Source organism: Chloroflexus sp. (assembly GCF_034431535.1).
Taxonomy (GTDB): domain Bacteria; phylum Chloroflexota; class Chloroflexia; order Chloroflexales; family Chloroflexaceae; genus Chloroflexus.
Window position 1 is genome coordinate 19,194 of record NZ_DAOUDC010000014.1, and the last position, 19,261, is coordinate 38,454.

A 19,261-nucleotide genomic window follows, 5' to 3' on the forward strand; every position below is an offset into this window, starting at 1 on the left:
GCTGGAACTCGCCAAACAAACGAATGGTAGCTACCATTCGTTTGTTTTGTTTATCTGACTCGCTCATCAAAACTGCAATAAATTGTGAACATATTCACACATTTTCTGAGACAAAAAGCACAATTAATATTGAATAGATCATATTACAATTCTCTGTGGTAATATCTTCACTCACTTTCAGACCTTGCTTTGCTACATTTGAATTGCGATCTCTCCCTGCTTGAGACACAAATATATCGATCGGCTTCGCGCTCAATCGATTGAGCGTCCAGTTGATGGAACCCGCATCTGCGGACAGCGTGCGTTGCCTACGCTGCGCGGGTGCGCTGGCACCAGCGTTGTAGTGCGTGCAGGGAGCTTGTGGGTCATCGTTCATAACGCAACCAATGCTAGAAAGGAGACCGGCCCGTGGAAGCAGAAATGCAACTGTTCGTGGACTCGTTACGTAAGAACATCACCGCCGAAGATGTGGTCAACTTTGAAGCGTGCATGGATTGCAAGATGTGCGGTGAGGCGTGCGCGTGGTACCTCGTCACCGGCGACGAGAAGCTGCATCCCACTCACAAGACCGGCTTCATCCGCCAGATTTATCAGCGGTACTTGACGCTCGAAGGCCAGATTGGCGGCGCGCTGGGGCTGGTGCCGACGCCGACGGTGGCAGACCTGAAAGAGAATATGCAGTATTTCTGGGCTTGCACCGCTTGCGGTCGCTGCACTCTGGCCTGCCCGTCGGGCCTCAGCATTCGCCGCATAGTGCGGTTAGCGCGCGCCGCCTACTCTGATTCGGGGTTGAGCAATGCTAATCCGACCATTCGCTCGATCGTCGAGAACACCGATCGCTACCGCCACAGCTTTGGCCTCACTGCCGCGCAGGTGCTAGGCCGGGTTGGCCTCTTCTTACGCAGCGAGGGGCTTGAAGTGCCGGTCAATGTGCATGGAGCCGAGATGCTCTTTGTCTGTCCGGCTGCCGGCAATACCAAAATTCCCGATTATGGCATCAAATTGATCAAAATCCTCAATGCTGCCGGTGTAAGTTATACGATTTCGCCCTATGTGATTGACACCGGTACTGAAATCGATCATATTGCCGTTCACCACAACCTGTCGAAGCAAATGTTGCTGGATTGGGAAGATGAAGCCGATCGCTTGGGCGTGAAGGCGATCTTGCTGGTGGAGTGCGGTTGCGATACGCGCACGTTGTACGCCGAAGCGACTGAGACGCTGGGCCGCCCGTTCCGCTATCCGATCATCAGCGTTGACACTCTGATGCTCGATCTCATCCGGCAGGGCCGCTTGCCGATCGAGAAGACCGACCTGAAGGTGACGCTGCACGATCCCTGCTACGCCACACGCTTGTCGGGGTTGGGAGATCTCTTCCGCGAACTGCTGACCCTTGTGACTGATAACTTTATCGAGATGACCCCCAACCGCGAGCATAACTACTGCTGCAACGGCGGGGCCGGCGGGATGCGCTTGCCTGAGAATACCAACCTGCGCCGCAAGATTTCGGTGCTGAAAGCGAACCAGATCCGCGCCACCGGCGCCGAGTATGTCACCTCGCCGTGTGTGGTCTGCACGTTATCGCTGGAAGACACCTGCCAGACCTACAACCTCTCTCCGACTGGCGAGCGTATGGCGCTGGTGCTGTTCGAGGTGGTCTACGCAGCGATGGAGCCGGCGCTGGCTAAGCAGGGCGAGTTGGATCGCATGCGGGTGCCGGCTGAATTGCGCAACCGCGACCGCGAGTTCTTTATTGCCCACAGCCTCGAGGGGCAGATGGCGCAGCTCATGCAGCAACCCGACTTCCCGGCTTTGCTCGATTGGCTAGAGAAGGACGATATCGTCAAGCGGTTCAGCAAAGACCACCCGCAGGTCTACGAGCAGTTGCGCGCACTGCGTGAGATGGCGCTCGATCCGGAGTGCTGCCGGTAGGGCAGATACTACCGCTGGAGGCAAGACGATCTTTACCCCAACCCTCCCCGCTGGGGGAGGGTGTAAGCACAGGAGGGTTAGGCGCCGCGCACTAGCAGGCATAGACCAGAAGACAATGGCGGGCCTGCGTCCTTCAGGTCAAGATAGCGCCGGTTATTGGCGAGGACGTGAAGCCTCCGCAGCAATCGCCTATGAGCGCGAGCAGTCCCGTACAGGATGTGGCTCTCTCGCTCGCAAGAGATTGCTTCGCCGCCGGCGGCTCGCAATCACAAGTAGACACTGCGCCCGTACAGCAGGCGCCTACCGGGACACGACAGCGGGCTTGCGACCCGCGCGCCAAGGACGTGTCGATAAACCAATACTTACCATCCGTTGAGGAGGTGTGTGATGATTGAACTGTTGAATGCAATCGCGCCGGTGGCGGTGGCGATCTTTGTGGTGGGAGTGGGATTACGGTTGGGCCGATTTACTATGGCGCTGATCACGAAACGCCATCCCCGTGGCGTGTCGCCGACCTTTGTGTCGCCGCCGCGCCGGTTAGGCTTCTTCGAGGCATTGAATGCGGTGCTCTTCGGCCCCTTCAAGCATTTTTACAAGCGATCAAACCCGACGTGGGGGCGCGGCTATCTGCTCTACCACGTGGCGATTATTACCGAGGTGATCGGCTACAGCATCTCGGCCCTGATCGTCTTCGCCAATATTCTGTTTGGCCGGCCAGTGCCCGACGTGGCCGCTCATGCTGAGGTGAGCTATACCTACTCGCCGGCTAATCTGCTCGCCCTCATCTTCGGCAATGGCGAGGCGCTTCAGGCCCACTTCCTGTTTGGCAGCTTCGCCCCCTACTTCATGGGCATTACGTGGGTGGCGGTTGCCTTCGCCGTGGCCGGCAATCTGCACCTGATGTTTGCGCTGCTGCGCAAGTGGAGCGGCGCCGTGGTGGGTGACATCGATCACGCCTCCAAAGGCATCCGCACACCGGGCCGCTTGCCGTGGGATCGGGTTGTGATCCGCACGATTATCTTCTTCATTATCTGGACAGAGCTGCTGGCCCGCTTGCACATCGTGCCCGGCATCGTCTACTTCCATGCCCTGCTCGGCTTGGCCCTGTTCGTGCTGTTGCCCTTCACCTACCTGTTCCACATGGCCTACAACTTCCTCGCCATCTTCTACGCGGTGCGGCGGCGGATGGCACGCACGATTGCGTAAAGGTGCGACAACGTTACGCCGGGGCAATGACCCGTTCGGCCCCGGCGTAGATATTGCACGATGCGCCGCGCAGGAAGCCAATCAGGGTCATGTTGAAATGCTGGGCTAAGGTCACTGCCAGCGCCGATGGCGCGCCGACGGCTACCACCACCGGAATGCGCGCCATCAGCGCCTTTTGCATGATCTCGAAACTGGCCCGCCCGCTGACCAGTAACACCGATTGGCGCAAGCGATCAAGCTGGCCATTGAGCAGGTATGCGCCGATCAGTTTATCGACCGCATTGTGGCGGCCAATGTCTTCGTGCAACGCCAACAGCCGGCCATCGGCAGCAAACAGACCGGCGGCGTGCAAACCGCCGGTGCGGGCAAAGAGGTCTTGCGCTTGGTGCAGCGCATCGTTCAAGCCGGCTAAAGCTGCGCATGCGATCCGGACCGGTGGATCATCGGCCAGCGGCGCGCAACCGCGCAGGCGCAACGCTTCGAGCGAGGCCTTGCCGCACACCCCGCACGATGACGAAACGAAAAACAGCCGGCTGGCCTGCTCAAGGTCGAGTTCGAGATCGGGCCGGGGTGTGACAATGAGGGTATTGAACCGCGCCTCATCGTCGAGTTTGGCATCAACGCAGTAGCGGATGGTGCTGATGTCATAGCGGTCGCGGATCAGACCTTCGCTGAAGAGAAAGCCAGCGGCTAGCTCAACATCCGTTCCCGGTGTGCGCATCAGCGTCGCGAGCGCGATCGCGCGCGCACTGCCGGGCAAGGCCAGCCGGATTTCAAGCGGCTCTTCGACCACAATTGCATCTTTTTCGTGCCGCCAGCGCCCATCGCGAATCTTGACCACGGTGTGCCGGTTGATAGTTGCGCGATTGATCATTCGTTGTTGGCCTCCGAGTCTGCTATGGAGTGCGGCAGTCAAACTGCCGCACTCCATGTCTAAGTGATAGCCAGAGAGGTTACGCTACCTTCGCACCTGCCGCAACCGGGAAGGGCCACAAAAAGCACAGAAGTTGCAAACATGTTTGTACCTGTTGCGTCTCTTCGTGGCTATTCCAAGCCATTCACGACGCCAGCCGGTGAATGCTGACCACCGCCTTGTAGGCCGGCACCCCCGACCCGGCATCACGCCGGCGGGCGTCGATCAACACATTGCCTTCCGGCCAATGTACCTGAATGTTGCCCGGCTTGAGCGGCGCAAACTTGATCCGGGCCCGCATTTCGCCCGCCTCTGACCGCAACACCACCCACTCGCCCTCACGCACCCCTAGCCGTACCGCGTCGTCGGGGTTGATCAACACATCGTCACGCGCCGCGCCGTTCAACGGATCGCGCTCGGCATGCACCAGCGAGTTGAACTGCTTGCCGCGCCGGGTCTTGAGCACAAACATCCCCGGCGGCAATTGGGTTTGCGGCGGCGTCAATGGGGCAAAGTGCGCTTTGCCGTTGGGAGTGGCAAACTGGCCATCACGGCACAAAATGCGCCCGCCCCATTGCACGTGATCGCCGGTCTTGCGCAACCGCTGAATGCCATCGTACTCAGGTACGATCCGGGTAATCTCTTCCCGAATCTGTTGACCATCGGCAAACCGGATCAGGCGCGAGCGTTCGGGGTAGGCCCGCTCAGCCACCTGCATTAGAATCTCCCACTCGCTGCGCGCTTCGCCGGGAGGCGGCGTGATGAAGGGCGAAAAGATGATTTCGCGCTCGGTGGTAGTTTCGGTGCCGCCGTCGCGCTGCTCGTAGCGCGTTGCTGCCGGCAGCAGGATCACGGTATCGGCGGGATCAACCAGCATTTGGCTGGTCAAGACAATATCCTGATGGACGCGCAGCGCCGGACGGCTCAGTGCCGCACGGATGTAGTCAGGATCGGGCATGGTATCGAGGAAATTGCCTCCCACGGCGTAGAATACGTCCAGCGCACCGTCGTGGGCGGCATCGAGCATCTCGCCGCAACTGAGACCCTTCCAATCCGGCACGGCAAAGCCCCACTGCTTGCCTAGCCAGCGCGCTTGCTCGGCATTCACCGGTCTCCCACCGGGGAAGGTCGTCGCTAGACACCCCATCTCGCCGCCGCCTTGCACACCGCTATGGCCGCGGATCGGCATCACGCCACAGTATTCGTGCCCGATAAACCCGCGCGCCAGCGCCAGATTGAGAATGGCTCTAACATTCTCGACCCCATACTCGTGCTGGGTAATGCCCATGCTCCAAATGAAGACCGCACTCTTGGCCTGCGCCAGTACCTCGGCGAGGGCTAGCATCTCGGCGCGGGTGCTACCGCTCGCCTGTTCCAACTCTTCCCAAGACTGCCCAGCCAGCGCGATCTGCACATCGGCAAAGCCGCAGGTGTGCGCATCAATAAAGGAACGGTCAATCCAATCGCGCTCGATCAGATGCTTAAGCACACCGTTGAGAAACGCGATGTCGCCGCCAGTGTGAATCTGGAAGAAGCGGTCGGCGAGGCGCGTACCGAACAGCGCGCTCTCGAACACGCTCGGCACCCAATAGCGTTCGAGACCCGGTTCGCGGTAGGGGTTGATGACGAAAATGCGGGTGCCATGCTGCTTGGCGTAATAGAGATATTTGGTCGTCACCGGCTGATTGTTGGGCGCATCACTGCCGATAAAGAGCAGCACGTCGCTGCCGATCCAGTCGCGGTAGCTACAGGTGGAAGCAGCCACGCCGAGCGCCTGCTTCATCGCGGTCGTACTGGGAGCGTGACAGAGACGAGCCGCGTTATCGACGTTGTTAGTGCCGAGAAAGCGGGCCACCTTTTGCGCCACGTAGTAGGTCTCGTTGGTAATCCCGCGCGACGTGAGGTAAAACGCGATCCGGCGCGGATCGGCGGCGCGCAGGCGAGCGGCAATCTCGTTCAGCGCCGCATCCCACGAGATCCGGCAAAAACCGCGCTCGCCGCGCCGGCGGATCATGGGGTAGGGCAAGCGGCCAAGCGCGCGCAAGTCACGCCTGCTCAGATCGCGCAGCGCCGCTACGTCCGCTAGCCGACGCACATCGAGCGGCGGCATCGTATTGAGACGCAACAGATTCAGCCGCACCGTGCAGAGATGCACGCCTTTCATGGTGAAATCGCGCAACCCGGCGGTACCCAACGCGCACCCGTCGCAGACACCCTCGTTCAAAATCCGCCATGCCTTGCCGAGATTGTCGCGATTTTCCCACACGGTGCGCGCCATTTCCCAATAATGGTTTGGCTTGACCTGCCCAAGCCCATTGGGTACGAGACTCACCCACGTCGCCGGATTCCAGCCCCGTCGTTTCATGCTGCCTCCTCGCCGGTTGATTCGATTGGGTGATGCTTTTTTATTGTACCAGCAAATGGGTAAGGCAGGAGTAATTCACGGATGTTCACGGCCCGTTAGTATCCGTGTCCTATGCGCCGTCTCACCGAACGCAATCAGATCCGGTACAATAAAGACTATCCATAACCATCTTCCATCCGTGTAAGGCAGGATCACGTGACCAGCGCTACCCAAACTACAGCAATCAGCAATGAGATCGTTCCGGTTGTGGCAGCCTTCCAACAACAATTGGGCCACAACCTGATCGGGATTGTCCTGTTTGGCTCGCGAGCGCGGGGTGATGCCCGACCTGAAAGCGATTGGGATCTGCTGCTCATCGCAGAACATCTGCCAACATCAGTATGAGAGCGCCACCAAAACCTGCTTGCTTGCTTACCGGCGACGTGGCACGGGCGAGTGACGGTGATCGCCAAAACGCCAGCCGAATGCACCTTCTATCTCGCGCCGCTGTATCTCGACATCGCGCTTGATGGTATTGTGCTCTACGATCGTGACGATTGGCTCACCTCGCGCCTTGCCGCCATCCGTACCCGCATCGACCGGCACGGTCTCTACCGGATCCAACGCGATCGTGATCTGATTTGGGAGTGGCGCGAATTCCCCGGTTTTGGTTAGGAATTGAATTGGGAGATGGTCTCCGCGAAACTAGAGCCTATGAAATCACAAGAGCAACCAGAAGACACTAGTCTAAACCCCATGAACACACCTCCCACCGATCCCATCCAAGCGCACCGCGCGTGGCTGGAAGCGGAATTGGCCCGCTACGTCGAACGGCTGCGCGAGCACTACCACCCCGAACAGATCATTCTGTTCGGGTCGCTGGCTGAGGGGACGATCCATGAGTGGTCGGATATTGATCTGTTAATTGTGAAAGATACCGATCAACGCTACCTTGATCGAATCCGCGAGGTGCTGCTATTGCTACATCCTCACCTTGGGGTTGACATTGTGGTCTACACGCCGCGCGAATTTGCGACGATGAAAGAATCGAATCTAATGGTGCAGGAAGAGATTATCGCTAAAAGAAAGGTGCTCTATGAGCGATCCTGCACAATGGCTAGCTTTTGCGCGCGATGATGTGCGCATCGCCCAGCTTGCCATGCGCGAAGGCCTCTTTAATCACGTTTGCTTTCATTGTCAACAATGCGTTGATTGTTCATCAAGGCCTTGTGCCGCCCCGTATTCACAAGTTGCCCGATCTGCTCAGCCAAGTCCACGCTGCGCCGCTAGCAGCGATGGCAACTGAGATTCAACTGCTTGATCGGTTTTACACAACAACTCGCTATCCGGGTTTCACCCCCGATGGATCCCAATCGCTGCCCAATCAACGTGATGCCGAGGAAGCGCTTGAGATCGCGCAGCGCGTCTTGGCATACGTCACAGATCTAGTTGCGGCATAACCCCCTAGACAAGTCCCCCGATCTTCGTGTAGACTAGGAAGAGGGAGGTTGTATGCACGTTCAGCCCGAACCGATCTTAGTCATTGCTGCACATGCTGACGATATCGAGTTCGCTGCCGCCGGGACAATTGCCGGTTGGGCGGCGGCTGGGCATCCCATTACCTACTGCATCGTCACCGACGGGTCGGCTGGCTCCAACGAGCCGGGCATCGATCTGGCGGCGTTGGTCGCGCGCCGGCAAGATGAACAGCGCGCAGCGGCGGCAGTGCTGGGTGTGCATGGTGTGCGCTTCCTCGGTTATCGCGACGGCGTCTTGCAGCCAACCCTCGAGCTGCGGCGCGAGTTGACCCGCCTGATCCGCGAGGTGCGCCCCTTCCGCGTGCTCTGCCAAGACCCGACCTTGGTCTTTGCCGGCAGCACGTACATCAATCATCCCGATCACCGGGCCGCCGGCGAAGCAGCGATCTACGCCGTCTTCCCTAGCGCCGAAACCCGTCCCATCTTCCCGGAATTGCTCGCCGAAGGCTACGAGCCGCATAAAGTGCGTGAACTCTATTTGATGTTCCCGCCGGCCCCTGATCTCTACCTCGATATTAGCGACCGGATCGAGCAGAAGATCGAGAGCCTGCTCTGCCATCGCTCGCAACTTGACCCCGAGGTCGCCGATTGGGTGCGCAAGTGGGATGCTGAGAACGGCGCCAAGATCGGCACGGCGTATGCCGAAGCCTTCCGGGTGATGCGTCTGGTCGATAATTAACCCCGCGACACGAACACCATCGGGAACGGGCAGCCGCTGGTTGCACCCGCATGGTTGAGTGTACGCGCTGGATTGTTGTTTGATAGCGCCGGCTCGTCCGGCTAGAAAGGCACTCCATTGGCAGATTGATACCCGTGAGGTGCGCGTGAGTCAGGGCCGCTCGCATCTCAGTCGCGCCGGGTGCTGAGTCCGGTGCGCAGCCCTGTTCTCCGTGTCCGCGCCAGCGTCGGGGCGTGTGCCTACGATGTGGTCTCCCTTCAATGCCTACTGCGGCGTAGCAGTCGCGCACAGCGCGTTGGAGGCCACGGCGGCGGACGTAGTTAGTGAGGTTATATGAGTACCTTGACCAACAATCGCTTACAGGCCCTCAGTACCAATGTCTGGTTGCACTTCTTCCAGATGGGCCATTTCTCCAGTACCGGCGCGCGACCCACTGTGCTCGTGCGAGGCGAAGGGTCGCGCGTGTGGGATCAAGACGGTAACGAGTACATCGACGGTCTCTCCGGTCTGTTCGCAGTTAATGTCGGTTATGGTCGCCGCGAAATTGTTGAGGCGATCAGCGCGCAACTGAACGACATCGCTTACGTTAGCCCCTTTAGCTTTCCTAGCCTGCCTTTGATAGATCTATCGGCGCGGCTGGCTGCCATCAGCCCGACCGGCCCCCGCTCGCGAGTCTTCCTCACCACCGGTGGTTCCGATGCGGTTGAGACGGCGCTGAAGATTGCCAAAGCCTACCAGCGCCGGCGCGGTTTTGCCGACCGTAGCAAGATTATTGCCCGGCGGGTCAGCTACCACGGCACCTCGATGGGTGCGCTCTCGGTCAATGGCGTCACCTCGCTCCGCAACGGCTTCGGCCCGCTCGTGCCGGGAGCGCGTCACGTCCCGCTCCCCTATCGCTACCGCTGCGATTACTGCGCATTGCACAGCGGTTGCCGCGGCGTTTGCGTCGATGAGGTCGAGCGCCTGATTGAGTTTGAAGGACCAGAAACCATTGCCGCCATCATCATGGAGCCGGTGCAGAACAGCGGCGGCGCGATTGTCTCACCCCCCGGCTACCTCCAGCACATCCGTCAGATCTGCGATCACTACGGGATTGTGATGGTTGTCGATGAGGTGATCTGCGGCTTTGGCCGGGTCGGCGACTGGTTTGGCTCGACCGCGATGGGAGTCACCCCCGACATCATCACTACTGCCAAAGCAATGACCAGCGGGTATGCCCCGCTCGGCGCAGCCATTGTGCGCGACACCATCGCCAATGTGTTTATTTCTGACAACGACGCCGACAAGTTCATGCACGGCATCACCTTTGGCGGGCACGCCGCCAGTTGCACCGCCGCGCTCGTTAACCTCGACATCATCGAACGCGAACACCTGCTTGAGCGCAGCCGCGAGATGGGCGCCTATCTGATGCGTGAACTGGAAGCGGCAGTCGGCGATCACCCCAACGTCGGCGAGGTGCGCGGGATGGGAATGTTTATGGCGGTTGAGCTGGTGCGCGACCGCGCCACCCGCGAATCGCTGGCCGAAGAGCGGCTGATGGTGTGGCTGAGTGAGCAGTTGAAGCAGCACGGCTTGATCTGCCGGGCCGATGACCGGCTCGAACCGGTCATCCAACTAGCCCCGCCGTTGATCCTCACCCGCGAAGAGGCCGATCGCTGCGTGCGCATCGTCACCGAAGCGGTGCATGCACTGGGACGCAAGTTGGGCAGCACGCCAGCAGTGTTTGCGATCAATCCGCCAACGGAAACGAAAACCGCCGTGGCCGCGGATTAAACCCGCTGTAACGGGATATATTTCATAGAGACGGACGGCTGTCCGTCTCTATGACTCATCGCCATCGCATCATAGGAGAGACGGACTTCCGTCTCTCCCATGATTCACCGTAACCAACACCATCACGTTGCGCCCGTCATCCACTGCACTAGTTCACCGCAGGCGCAGCAGCGGGGACAGGGGATTGTGGCAACTGGTGCGTGTGACGCAAGGCAACAGCCTGATAGGCTAGTGCATTGGGGTAAAATCACCCCACAACTATTGCCTCCCCACTATGTGCGTGGTAAACTATACGTAGCTAATAGCTGATGAGGCTCACCGTTGCAACTGACCGCGGGCTGATGGCCTCTACAGAAGGTGACTTCTGTAGAGGCTTTTGTGTTAGAGGCGAGGGAGATGACGATGGTATTTCACAGCATTCTGTTCATCGATACCCCCGATGACACGCCGGCGCCGCAATGCTTCGCCGATTTGAACCTCGATCAGGTGGTAGAAGTGATTGCCGCCTCGCACAAAGATGCGCGGCTGCAACCATTCTTTCATACGCCGCTGCGTGACGAGGAACTGATCCGCCAGCGGCAAGCGGTGGCGCGCGTTCTCGAGCAAGCGCCGGTCTACACGGCCATCACCGCCTTCAACGAGCAGATGGCCGCCGTGTACCGCTACCTCGCGCTTAGGCAGCCACTCATCTACGAGCATCACCGGCAAGGGTGGCTGCTCGAAGCAGCGTTGCCTTATTGCACTGCGGTGAGCGAGTTGGCCCGCGCGCTGAGCACAGCCGAGCTGCATTCCGCTGGTCTGCAAGTGTTTCGCGATTATCTGTTTGGGTATCTGCAAACGCTGGAGTTTGGCAAACTGAATAACGCCGCGCAACAGGTGAATCAAGCTCTGAAACAGATCAGATTTTGCCTGACAATCCGCGGCGATATCTTTATCGTCAAGCTTTATGAAGGCGAACAACCCTATAGCCCGGAAATCACCGCCGTCTTTGCCAAATTCCGCCAAGAAGACAGCCCGAGCTACCTCACCAATCTGCGCGAAGCAGCGGGGATGAGCCATATCGAAGCGAAGATCGTCGAGTTTGTCGCGCGCCTCTCACCAGAGCCGTTTGCCGCATTGGCCCAGTTTTGCGCGCAGCATGAACAGTTCATCGACGAGACGATTCGCCGCTGCGATCGCGAGATTCAGTTTTACCTCGCCTACCTTGAGTTTATTGCCCGCTTTCGCCAGCAAGGTTTGCCGTTTTGCTATCCGGTGATCAGCCGCAGCGACCGCAATGAAGCGGTGCGCGACGGGTTTGATTTGGCGCTAGCCCATGTGCTCTATGTCCGGCAGACGCCGATTGTCCCCAATGACTACGACCTCAGCGAACCGGAGCGCGTGCTGGTGGTGTCAGGGCCGAATCAGGGCGGTAAAACGACCTTTGCCCGCATGGTCGGGCAGTTGCACTATCTCTCCAGTTTGGGGTTGCCAGTGCCGGCCCGCTCGGCCCGCCTGTTCATTCCCGATCAAATCTTCACCCATTTTGAACGGAGCGAAGATATCCGTAATCTGCGCGGCAAACTCCAAGACGAGCTGGTGCGCATCCACGAGTTGCTGGCCCAAGCGACCGGCGAGACGCTGCTCATCCTGAACGAAATCTTCCATTCCACCACCGCAGAAGATGCGACCTTTCTGCGCAAAGAGTTGATGGGGCGCATCTTGCAGCGACAGGCGTTCGGGGTGTGGGTGACGTTTCTTGATGAACTCTCGCGGCTGAACGAGCAAACGGCCAGTAAGGTCAGTCTTGTTGATCCGGCCAATCCGGCCCAACGCCCCTTCAAAGTGGTGCGCCAAGCGGCTGATGGCCGGGCCTATGCGTTGGCGGTGGCGCATAAATACCGGCTGACCTATCAGCAGATCAGAGAGCGCATGGATGCTATGGCATGAGGAAGAACGGGATTGCGGCATGGGCAACACCCCTCGCAACGACACAAACCAATGTCATTGCGAGCCGCGCTCCGCGCGGCGAAGCAATCTCCCGCAAGCCCGGGAGGAACCGCTCAGGCATGCCATGCGCTGAAGAGGGAGATTGCTTCGGGGGCTGCGCCCCCTCGCAAGAACAGATGAACGAGGACGCCGCCGCTCCTCGCCATGACATGGCAGAGATGAGTCGTGAAGCCGCGCACTTACGGGAAAAACCGGGCAAAGAAGACCATGACCTCATAGGACGCACACCTATGCATGTCTACTTACTCTATCCCAATCAGAACAATGATCCCAACCAACCGCCGCCGCCGCAAGCCGAAGAGCTGCTACGTGATCTGGCGCTTACCCCGATCATCGTCACGATGGCGAACGGCGACCAATTCATCGCCGCGACGGTACAACGCGTGCTGCCCAACAGCTTGACCGATGTGAACCACATCGCCTACCGGCAAGCGGCAGTGCAAGATTGTCTGCGTCATCCCGACGTTATCCGGGAGCTCTACCGCATTCCGGTGCAAGTGTTTGAACTCAAGCGCAAACGCTGGCTGGGGCTTTTTGGCATGCACTACCCGAGCAGCATTCTCAGCAAAGCGCGGGCTATGTTGGTTGCCTATTTCGATCTGCTCAAAGCATTGCGCCGTCTCGCCGATCAGTATGGCGCCGCATTTCAATCGCCTGCCTTCAGCCGCTTTTTCACCATGATCCAACAAGAACTCGGCGATAACTATCTGGCCGAGATTGCCTATCACCTGCGCCAGCTCAGCTTTCGCGACGGCATGCTGGCCAGCGCCGGGCTAGGGCGCAGTAACGAGCCGGGGGATTATGTGTTGTGCAAGCCCAACCAACCGCAGAAGAACTGGTTGCAGCGGCTAGTTGACCCCACGCCGAGCTATGCCTACACCTTGCCACCTAAAGACGAGGCCGGCAGCCGGATTTTGGGAGACTTGCGCGATCGCAGTTTGAACGTCGCGGCGGATGCGGTGGCGCAAGCCGCCACTCATGTGGAAAGCTTCTTTAAGGCCTTGCAACGCGAATTGGCTTTCTACATCGACTGCCTCAATCTCGCCGAGCGGCTGACCGAACTGCACCTGCCAGTGGCCTTCCCGGAACCATTGCCGCTACCCGAACACCACTTCGCCTGCCAAGGCCTCTACGACCTGTCGCTCGCGCTCACCACCCAACAGCCGGTGGTCGGCAACGACATTGACGCCGGCGGCAAGGCGTTGTTTGTCATTACCGGCGCCAATCAGGGCGGCAAATCGACCTTTCTGCGCAGCGCGGGCATCGCCCAACTCTTGATGCAATGCGGAATGTTTGTACTAGCTATCTCCTTTTCGGCCAACGTCTGTAGCAGCGTCTTCACCCACTACAAACGCGAAGAGGATGCAACTGTGAACAGCGGCAAACTAGACGAAGAGCTAGCGCGGATGAGCGCGATTATTGATCAGCTTCAACCGCACGCACTGATCCTGCTCAACGAATCGGTTGCCGCCACTAACGAACAGGAAGGGAGCGAGATTGCGCGCCAAATTATCCACGCACTGCTCGATAGCCAGATCAAAGTGGTGTTTGTAACGCACCTCTACGACTTTGCCCGTGGCTGGTGGCGAATGCAGCGAGCGGATACGATCTTCTTACGGGCCGAACGGCAAGCCGATGGCTCGCGTACCTTCAAGTTGCGGGTAGCCGAGCCGCAAGCGACAAGTTACGGGACTGATCTCTACTATCAGGTGTTTGGCGAAGCCGAGCAGGTAGCCTCAGATGCGAGCGCCGCAGCCTGAGGCAGCAACGCTCGCACCTGCCGCGCCAAGGTTGCGGCATCGGCAAAGCCTTGATTCACGTGCCGCACCGCGCCGCCGGCATCGAGCACAACCGTCGCCGGCGCGGTGAGAATGCCCAATTGCGCAACAAGCTGCGGATATTCAGGCGCTGATAACGTGGTGGCGACAACCTGTTCGCCCATCATTCCTGCCAATTGGGCTAACGCCGGCGCTTGGCGCGTGCGGCATTCACGGCAACCGGGAGTCGAAAACGCGATCACGGCTGGCCGGCCAAGCGGGAGCATACCGGCGAAGAGGGGCGCTTGGCCGAGCGCGCGTAAGCGGGACGCCTGCCAATACCGTACCCCTACCCACAGCAAGCCAAGCCCGGCTGCGAGCGCAACGATAATAAAGAAACGCTCGATCATTTCCATAGCCCCAAACGCTGCAACTGAAAGAAGACAAAGCACCCGGCGCAGAAACCAAAGAGCAGATTCACAGCCGCCAGCGCAACCACGAGCAACGCCAGCGCCCAACCGAGCAGCTGCGCGCCGAACCACAATGCAATAGTGGCCGCGATTACCACTGCTGCCCCCATCCCTTGGGCAAAGCGGTGAGGGGCCGGGTCTTCTTGGTGGAAATCGGGGCGCAAGAGACCACGCGGACGCAACACATCGCGATAGAGGCGCTGAAAGAGCGCCAGCGCCGGCGAGATAGTGCCAAGCGCCATTACCGCAGCGACGAAGGCGAGCAGCCAGAGCGAATCGGTGACGAATGCGATCAACACGAGCAGGATAATCGTAGCTTGATTGAAGCGCAACGCCGTGCGATCAACGAGAGCGGGTGGTGAAGAAATTGGTTGAGTAGCCATAGACAACTACCTTACGCAAGTTTTCAAGTTCTTGAGTTAATCTTAAATAAGATGGTCTGTTTTGTCAAGATTAAAAAGCCACGAATGACCACGGTGGCCCGATCCGTGGGCATCCGTCTCAATCCGCGTTCATCCGTGTCCTAGTCAAAATTTCGAGTAAAATAAACGGGACACAGCGTTGCTGTGTCCCGTCCAGTTTGGTAGCGGCGGCAGGATTCGAACCTGCGACCTTCGGGTTATGAGCCCGACGAGCTGCCACTGCTCCACGCCGCGTCACCATTTGCTACTATAGCACATCAAAATCACTATGTCAAGAGGTTTTTTACTACATGGGGTTGTGATGCAGGCAGAACGGCCAGAACACCTTGACGCGATCCGCGTGCTCTTTCGCGAATACGCCGCCAGCCTGCCCATCGATCTCGGCTATCAGGGGTTTGAAGCTGAGCTGGCCGCGCTTCCCGGCGCATACGCGCCACCGCAGGGCCGGCTATTGTTGGCGCTTGTCGCCAGTGAAGCGGCGGGATGCGTGGCCTTGCGCCCACTGAGCGAGACAATCTGCGAGATGAAGCGATTGTATGTACGGCCACTGTTTCGCCGCGAGGGGTTAGGCCAGCGGCTTGCCAGCCAGATCGTGGCGGAAGCGGCTGCGATCGGCTACGAGCTGATGCGGCTCGATACCCTGCCCACGATGCGCAGCGCGATCCGGTTGTACGAATCGCTCGGCTTTACCCGCTGCGCACCGTATTACCCAACCCCGATCGCCGAAACGGTATTTATGGAACGGCGGCTGCGGTGAAGGAGGCACAGCAACCCCACCCCTCACCGCACCGACCGGTAACCGCCCTTCACCCCGCGCGGCGACAACACCAACTGCCAGAGCTGACTGGCCCGCGCCATGAAGCTGCCGGCGCTCATCAGCAGGTAGAAGCGCCACATGCGGTAGAAACGTTCATCATACCGGTGCGCGAGCTGCGGCCATGCCCGCTCGAAATTGGCATGCCACGCTTTCAGCGTTGCTACGTAATTGATGCCGAAATTATGCCAGTCTTCGAGCACAAACAACCCCTCGAACGACGCCGTCAACAAGCGCGGCGAGGGCAACATCGAGTTGGGGAAGATGTAGCGTTCGATCCACGCATCGCGCCCTTGGTAGGCGACATTCGTACCGATCGTGTGCAACAGCAAGAGACCATCATCGGCTAACAAGCGGCGCGCCGTTTGCATAAAGGTACGATAATTGTGATAACCGACGTGCTCGAACATCCCGACCGAGATGATCCGGTCAAACCTACCGCGCGTTTGCCGGTAATCTTCCAGCCGGATGTCTACCGGCAAGCCACGGCAGCGTTCTTGCGCAAGAGTGGCCTGTTCCCGCGAGACGGTAATTCCAACCACCTGCACGCCGTAGCGTTCAGCCAGATACTGGGCCGTGCCGCCCCAGCCACACCCGATATCGAGCACACGCATACCCGGCTGCAAATCGAGCTTGCGCGCGATCAGATCGAGCTTGGCCTCTTGCGCTTCATCGAGCGTGCGCGCGCCGCTATCCCAATAGGCGCAACTGTATATCATGCGGCGGTCGAGCATCGCGGCGTAGAGAGCATTCCCGATATCATAGTGGCGCTGGCCGATCACGAACGGATCCTTGCCGCGCTGGCGATTGATCCACCGGCTGTCGAACCAGATCGGCAGGTTGATCAACCAACCGACCTGCGCCGGCGCTTGCACTTGGAGCAACCGGCAAATAAACTCATCGATCGCCGGACAATCCCACCAGCCGTCCATATACGCTTCGCCGAGACCCAACGAACCGCGCAGCAGACAGCGCCAATAGAGCCGTTCATCATGAACCTGAAGATCCCATGGTTGTGAACCATTGACTGTAATGCCGGCGGCATCGAGCAATCGCACTGCATAGGTAAGGGCCTGCCGGTGGAGAAGATGCCGTTTGGTTTGAGCGACTTGCGTTGTCGTTGACAGAGGAGCCAGTTCGCGTTTAGTCATAGCAACCTCCTTGTATGATGCCCGCGAAACGTTTGAACATCCTTCGCAACTGTCGCTTGCCGCATATTCACCTACGGTATCACTTCATCACTTGTCACCCCCTGTTAAGAGCGGTATACTGCTTGCAAAGAAAATCATTGCACATGTGCAGGTTTACTATTATGAAACAACACGACGTTCGCTCCCATTTGCCGCACCAGCTTATCCACGATGTCTACGTCTTGCTGGATGACGGCGACCGACGCGCGCTAGCGCACACCAACCTGACGCCGCTCGAGTTCAATTTGTTGCTGCAACTTGATCTCGAGCAGGGTCAGCGCCTAACCGATGTGGGTGCGAAGCTGCTCTGTGTCAAAAGCACCATTACCCGGCTCGTCGACCGGCTTGAGCGCGATGGATTAGTGCGACGCAATCCCGATCCCGACGATCGGCGGGCGCAACGTCTGATCCTCACGCCACGCGGCGCGGCAGTGCGCGCCGAGGCGCTCGCAATGCACAACGCAGCGGTCGAGCGCCGGATGGGGCTGCTTGATGCGGAAGAGCAGGAGCAGCTCACCCACTTGCTGTTGAAGCTGCGGGATGGGCTAGCTGCCGATCTGGCTGCCCAGCAAGCCATCGAGGCCGAAACATAGCCGTTTCCTCCTCGCCTGCGAATCTTTTGCCTGCTTTCAAACGGTATTCTTCATGATACCGCTTCTTTGATAACAGGCACGTTCGCATGAATCTGATTCGACTAGCGCTGGGTTGGCTGGTTGGGATCGCGTTAGCCGGAACGATTTCGTTACCGCTGCACTGGTTAGCGCTTGTCGCCGGTGCGGCGGGGGTGAGTGTCGTTGTTGTTGACCGCCGCTGGCGCTGGATGGGGCTGGCGGCGTTGTGTTTGGCGCTGGGTGGGATACGTTACCAATTCGCCCAGCCGTTGCTCGGCCCGCACCATATCGAACGCTGGGCCGGCGCTGATGAGGTGATGCTGGTCGGCAGCGTCGCGGAAGAGCCGCGCCGTGATGACACCGGCCAACAATTGGTCATCACCGTTTCTCACGCCGGCCCTGATGGACAGTTGGCTCCGGCGGAAGGGCGCGTGCTGGTGCGTGCCCCGCCCTACCCCCCGTACTACCCGGGTGATCGCTTGCAGATCAGTGGGAGGCTGACCCTCCCCCGCACTGCCCAACGTCCGGGAGAGTTTGATTACCGCGCCTACCTTACCCGCCGGAACATCTTTGTGCTCCTAAACCGGCCTACCGCTATCAAGACGTTGGCCGCGCGCGAAGCAGCGTGGGGTCTGGCCCAGATTAGCCAGTTTCGCGAACTGTGCCGGCGTACCGTGCTGCGCCTCTTGCCCGAACCGCAAGCGGCGCTGGCAATCGGGATCTTGCTCGGTATTCAGGCTGGTCTGCCGGAAGCGGCTCGCACGGCGTTTGCCACTACTGGCACCTCACATATCTTAGTCGTGTCAGGCTGGAACTTTACCATCGTCGCGGCAGCGTTAGCGGCGCTAGCTAAACTCACCCGCCTGAGGCCATGGCCAGCCTTTTGGCTCAGTCTAGCTGTGATGTGGATCTACACCGGCTTCACCGGTGCATCAGCGGCGGTGGTGCGGGCAGCGATGATGGCTAGTCTCGCCCTCTTGGCCCGCACCGCCGAGCGGCAGAGCGAGCCATGGCGGTTGTTGTTGGCTGCATGCTGGCTCTTGACGCTAGTCAACCCGCATACCCTCTGGGATCTTGGCTTCCAACTCTCGGCGCTCGCCACCGCTAGCCTGTTCGCGTTTGGCAAACCGGTGGAGCGCTGGCTGAATGGAATGCGCTGGCTGGCCCACCCGACCTTGGCGGCAGTGCGCGAGGCGCTAACGGCGACCTTGGCGGCGCAGGTGTTGACCCTGCCGCTAATGCTGTACCACTTCGGCAATCTGTCGCTCGTCGCACCGCTGGCCAACATCCTGATTGTACCGGTGGTGCCGGTGGCGATGCTGCTGGGAATGGCGGCATTGATCGGCGGCTTGATCTGGCTGCCGCTCGGCCAGTGGCTGGCGACAATCGCATGGCTGCCGCTGAGCTGGATCACCAATACGGCGCTGGTGCTGGCCCAACCGGTATGGGCGGCGCTGGCCGTGCCATCTTTCCCGCTCTGGCTGTTGCTGGCCGGTTATGCGCTAATCGGCAGCTATTGGCTGTGGCAGCGGCCAGATCGGGAAGAGGTGCGGACAAGTTGATGCTATACACTAAACCGAGCGCCTTGTGTTATGATGCAAAAGGAAATGTTCTGATATTGGC

Annotated in this window: 18 protein-coding genes, 1 tRNA gene and 1 pseudogene; 13 read left to right on the top strand and 7 right to left on the bottom strand. The window is 59.3% G+C overall.

The genetic code is table 11. The features are described from left to right. Positions 1–94 precede the first annotated feature (94 nt). Complete coding sequence (locus U9R61_RS03790) at positions 95–376, bottom strand: hypothetical protein (protein WP_322487493.1); 282 nt, start codon at positions 374–376, stop codon at positions 95–97. A 32-nt stretch (positions 377–408) separates the two neighbouring features. Here U9R61_RS03790 and U9R61_RS03795 point away from each other — a divergent pair, with 32 nt between their 5' ends. Beyond that, on the top strand, positions 409–1,932 hold the full coding sequence (locus tag U9R61_RS03795; protein WP_322487494.1) for a (Fe-S)-binding protein: 1,524 nt from the start codon (positions 409–411) through the stop codon (positions 1,930–1,932). Between the two features lie 387 nt (positions 1,933–2,319). Next, the gene (locus U9R61_RS03800) at positions 2,320–3,138 is read left to right on the top strand and encodes a hypothetical protein (protein WP_322487495.1); all 819 of its coding nucleotides are present in this window, start codon (positions 2,320–2,322) and stop codon (positions 3,136–3,138) included. A gap of 13 nt (positions 3,139–3,151) precedes the next feature. Here the strand turns inward: U9R61_RS03800 and fdhD are convergent, their stop codons facing one another. Both fdhD and U9R61_RS03810 read right to left on the bottom strand, forming a co-directional pair. Next, the gene (gene fdhD / locus U9R61_RS03805; protein WP_322487496.1) at positions 3,152–4,012 is read right to left on the bottom strand and encodes a formate dehydrogenase accessory sulfurtransferase FdhD; all 861 of its coding nucleotides are present in this window, start codon (positions 4,010–4,012) and stop codon (positions 3,152–3,154) included. A 184-nt stretch (positions 4,013–4,196) separates the two neighbouring features. After that, on the bottom strand, positions 4,197–6,416 hold the full coding sequence (locus U9R61_RS03810) for an FdhF/YdeP family oxidoreductase (protein WP_322487497.1): 2,220 nt from the start codon (positions 6,414–6,416) through the stop codon (positions 4,197–4,199). A 195-nt stretch (positions 6,417–6,611) separates the two neighbouring features. On the opposite strand from U9R61_RS03810, the gene U9R61_RS03815 reads away from it, so the two are divergent. From U9R61_RS03815 to U9R61_RS03850, 8 genes and pseudogenes are all read left to right on the top strand, one after another. Beyond that, complete coding sequence (locus U9R61_RS03815) at positions 6,612–6,800, top strand: nucleotidyltransferase domain-containing protein (protein WP_322487498.1); 189 nt, start codon at positions 6,612–6,614, stop codon at positions 6,798–6,800. 57 nt (positions 6,801–6,857) lie between these two features. Beyond that, positions 6,858–7,070: a hypothetical protein gene (locus U9R61_RS03820; protein WP_322487499.1), complete on the top strand. Its 213-nt coding sequence runs from the start codon at positions 6,858–6,860 to the stop codon at positions 7,068–7,070. A 39-nt stretch (positions 7,071–7,109) separates the two neighbouring features. Continuing rightward, entirely contained in the window at positions 7,110–7,532 is a 423-nt protein-coding gene (locus U9R61_RS03825) for a nucleotidyltransferase domain-containing protein (protein WP_322487500.1), read from the top strand. 22 nt (positions 7,533–7,554) lie between these two features. Then, positions 7,555–7,855 (top strand): annotated as a pseudogene (locus U9R61_RS03830) (HEPN domain-containing protein). Positions 7,856–7,907: 52 nt separating this feature from the next. Continuing rightward, positions 7,908–8,612, top strand: a complete 705-nt coding sequence (locus U9R61_RS03835) for a PIG-L deacetylase family protein (protein ID WP_322487501.1) — start codon at positions 7,908–7,910, stop codon at positions 8,610–8,612. A gap of 333 nt (positions 8,613–8,945) precedes the next feature. Continuing rightward, positions 8,946–10,385 carry an aspartate aminotransferase family protein gene (locus U9R61_RS03840; protein WP_322487502.1) on the top strand — a complete coding sequence of 480 codons (1,440 nt, stop codon included), beginning with the start codon at positions 8,946–8,948 and terminating at the stop codon, positions 10,383–10,385. A 396-nt stretch (positions 10,386–10,781) separates the two neighbouring features. Continuing rightward, positions 10,782–12,314, top strand: coding sequence for a MutS-related protein (locus U9R61_RS03845; protein WP_322487503.1), 1,533 nt, complete (start codon positions 10,782–10,784; stop codon positions 12,312–12,314). A 290-nt stretch (positions 12,315–12,604) separates the two neighbouring features. After that, positions 12,605–14,134, top strand: coding sequence for a MutS-related protein (locus tag U9R61_RS03850; RefSeq protein WP_322487504.1), 1,530 nt, complete (start codon positions 12,605–12,607; stop codon positions 14,132–14,134). Here U9R61_RS03850 and U9R61_RS03855 read toward each other — a convergent pair. From U9R61_RS03855 to U9R61_RS03865, 3 genes are all read right to left on the bottom strand, one after another. Then, positions 14,080–14,547, bottom strand: coding sequence for a thioredoxin family protein (locus U9R61_RS03855; protein ID WP_322487505.1), 468 nt, complete (start codon positions 14,545–14,547; stop codon positions 14,080–14,082). The genes U9R61_RS03850 and U9R61_RS03855 overlap by 55 nt on opposite strands. After that, positions 14,538–14,984, bottom strand: a complete 447-nt coding sequence (locus tag U9R61_RS03860) for a DUF4395 domain-containing protein (protein WP_322487506.1) — start codon at positions 14,982–14,984, stop codon at positions 14,538–14,540. Before U9R61_RS03860 ends, U9R61_RS03855 begins: the two co-directional genes overlap by 10 nt. Positions 14,985–15,182: 198 nt before the next feature. Then, positions 15,183–15,257 (bottom strand) — tRNA-Met (locus U9R61_RS03865). Positions 15,258–15,324: 67 nt separating this feature from the next. Here U9R61_RS03865 and U9R61_RS03870 point away from each other — a divergent pair. Further along, positions 15,325–15,780 (top strand): GNAT family N-acetyltransferase, encoded by a 456-nt coding sequence (locus U9R61_RS03870; protein WP_322487507.1) that lies wholly within the window; start codon positions 15,325–15,327, stop codon positions 15,778–15,780. 23 nt (positions 15,781–15,803) lie between these two features. On the opposite strand, the gene cfa is transcribed toward U9R61_RS03870, so the two are convergent. Further along, positions 15,804–16,988 carry a cyclopropane fatty acyl phospholipid synthase gene (gene cfa / locus U9R61_RS03875; RefSeq protein ID WP_322487508.1) on the bottom strand — a complete coding sequence of 395 codons (1,185 nt, stop codon included), beginning with the start codon at positions 16,986–16,988 and terminating at the stop codon, positions 15,804–15,806. 161 nt (positions 16,989–17,149) lie between these two features. On the opposite strand from cfa, the gene U9R61_RS03880 reads away from it, so the two are divergent. Together U9R61_RS03880 and U9R61_RS03885 are read left to right on the top strand one after the other, a co-directional pair. After that, positions 17,150–17,620, top strand: a complete 471-nt coding sequence (locus U9R61_RS03880) for a MarR family transcriptional regulator (protein WP_322487509.1) — start codon at positions 17,150–17,152, stop codon at positions 17,618–17,620. A gap of 86 nt (positions 17,621–17,706) precedes the next feature. Then, positions 17,707–19,200: a ComEC/Rec2 family competence protein gene (locus U9R61_RS03885; protein WP_322487510.1), complete on the top strand. Its 1,494-nt coding sequence runs from the start codon at positions 17,707–17,709 to the stop codon at positions 19,198–19,200. Positions 19,201–19,261 lie beyond the last annotated feature (61 nt).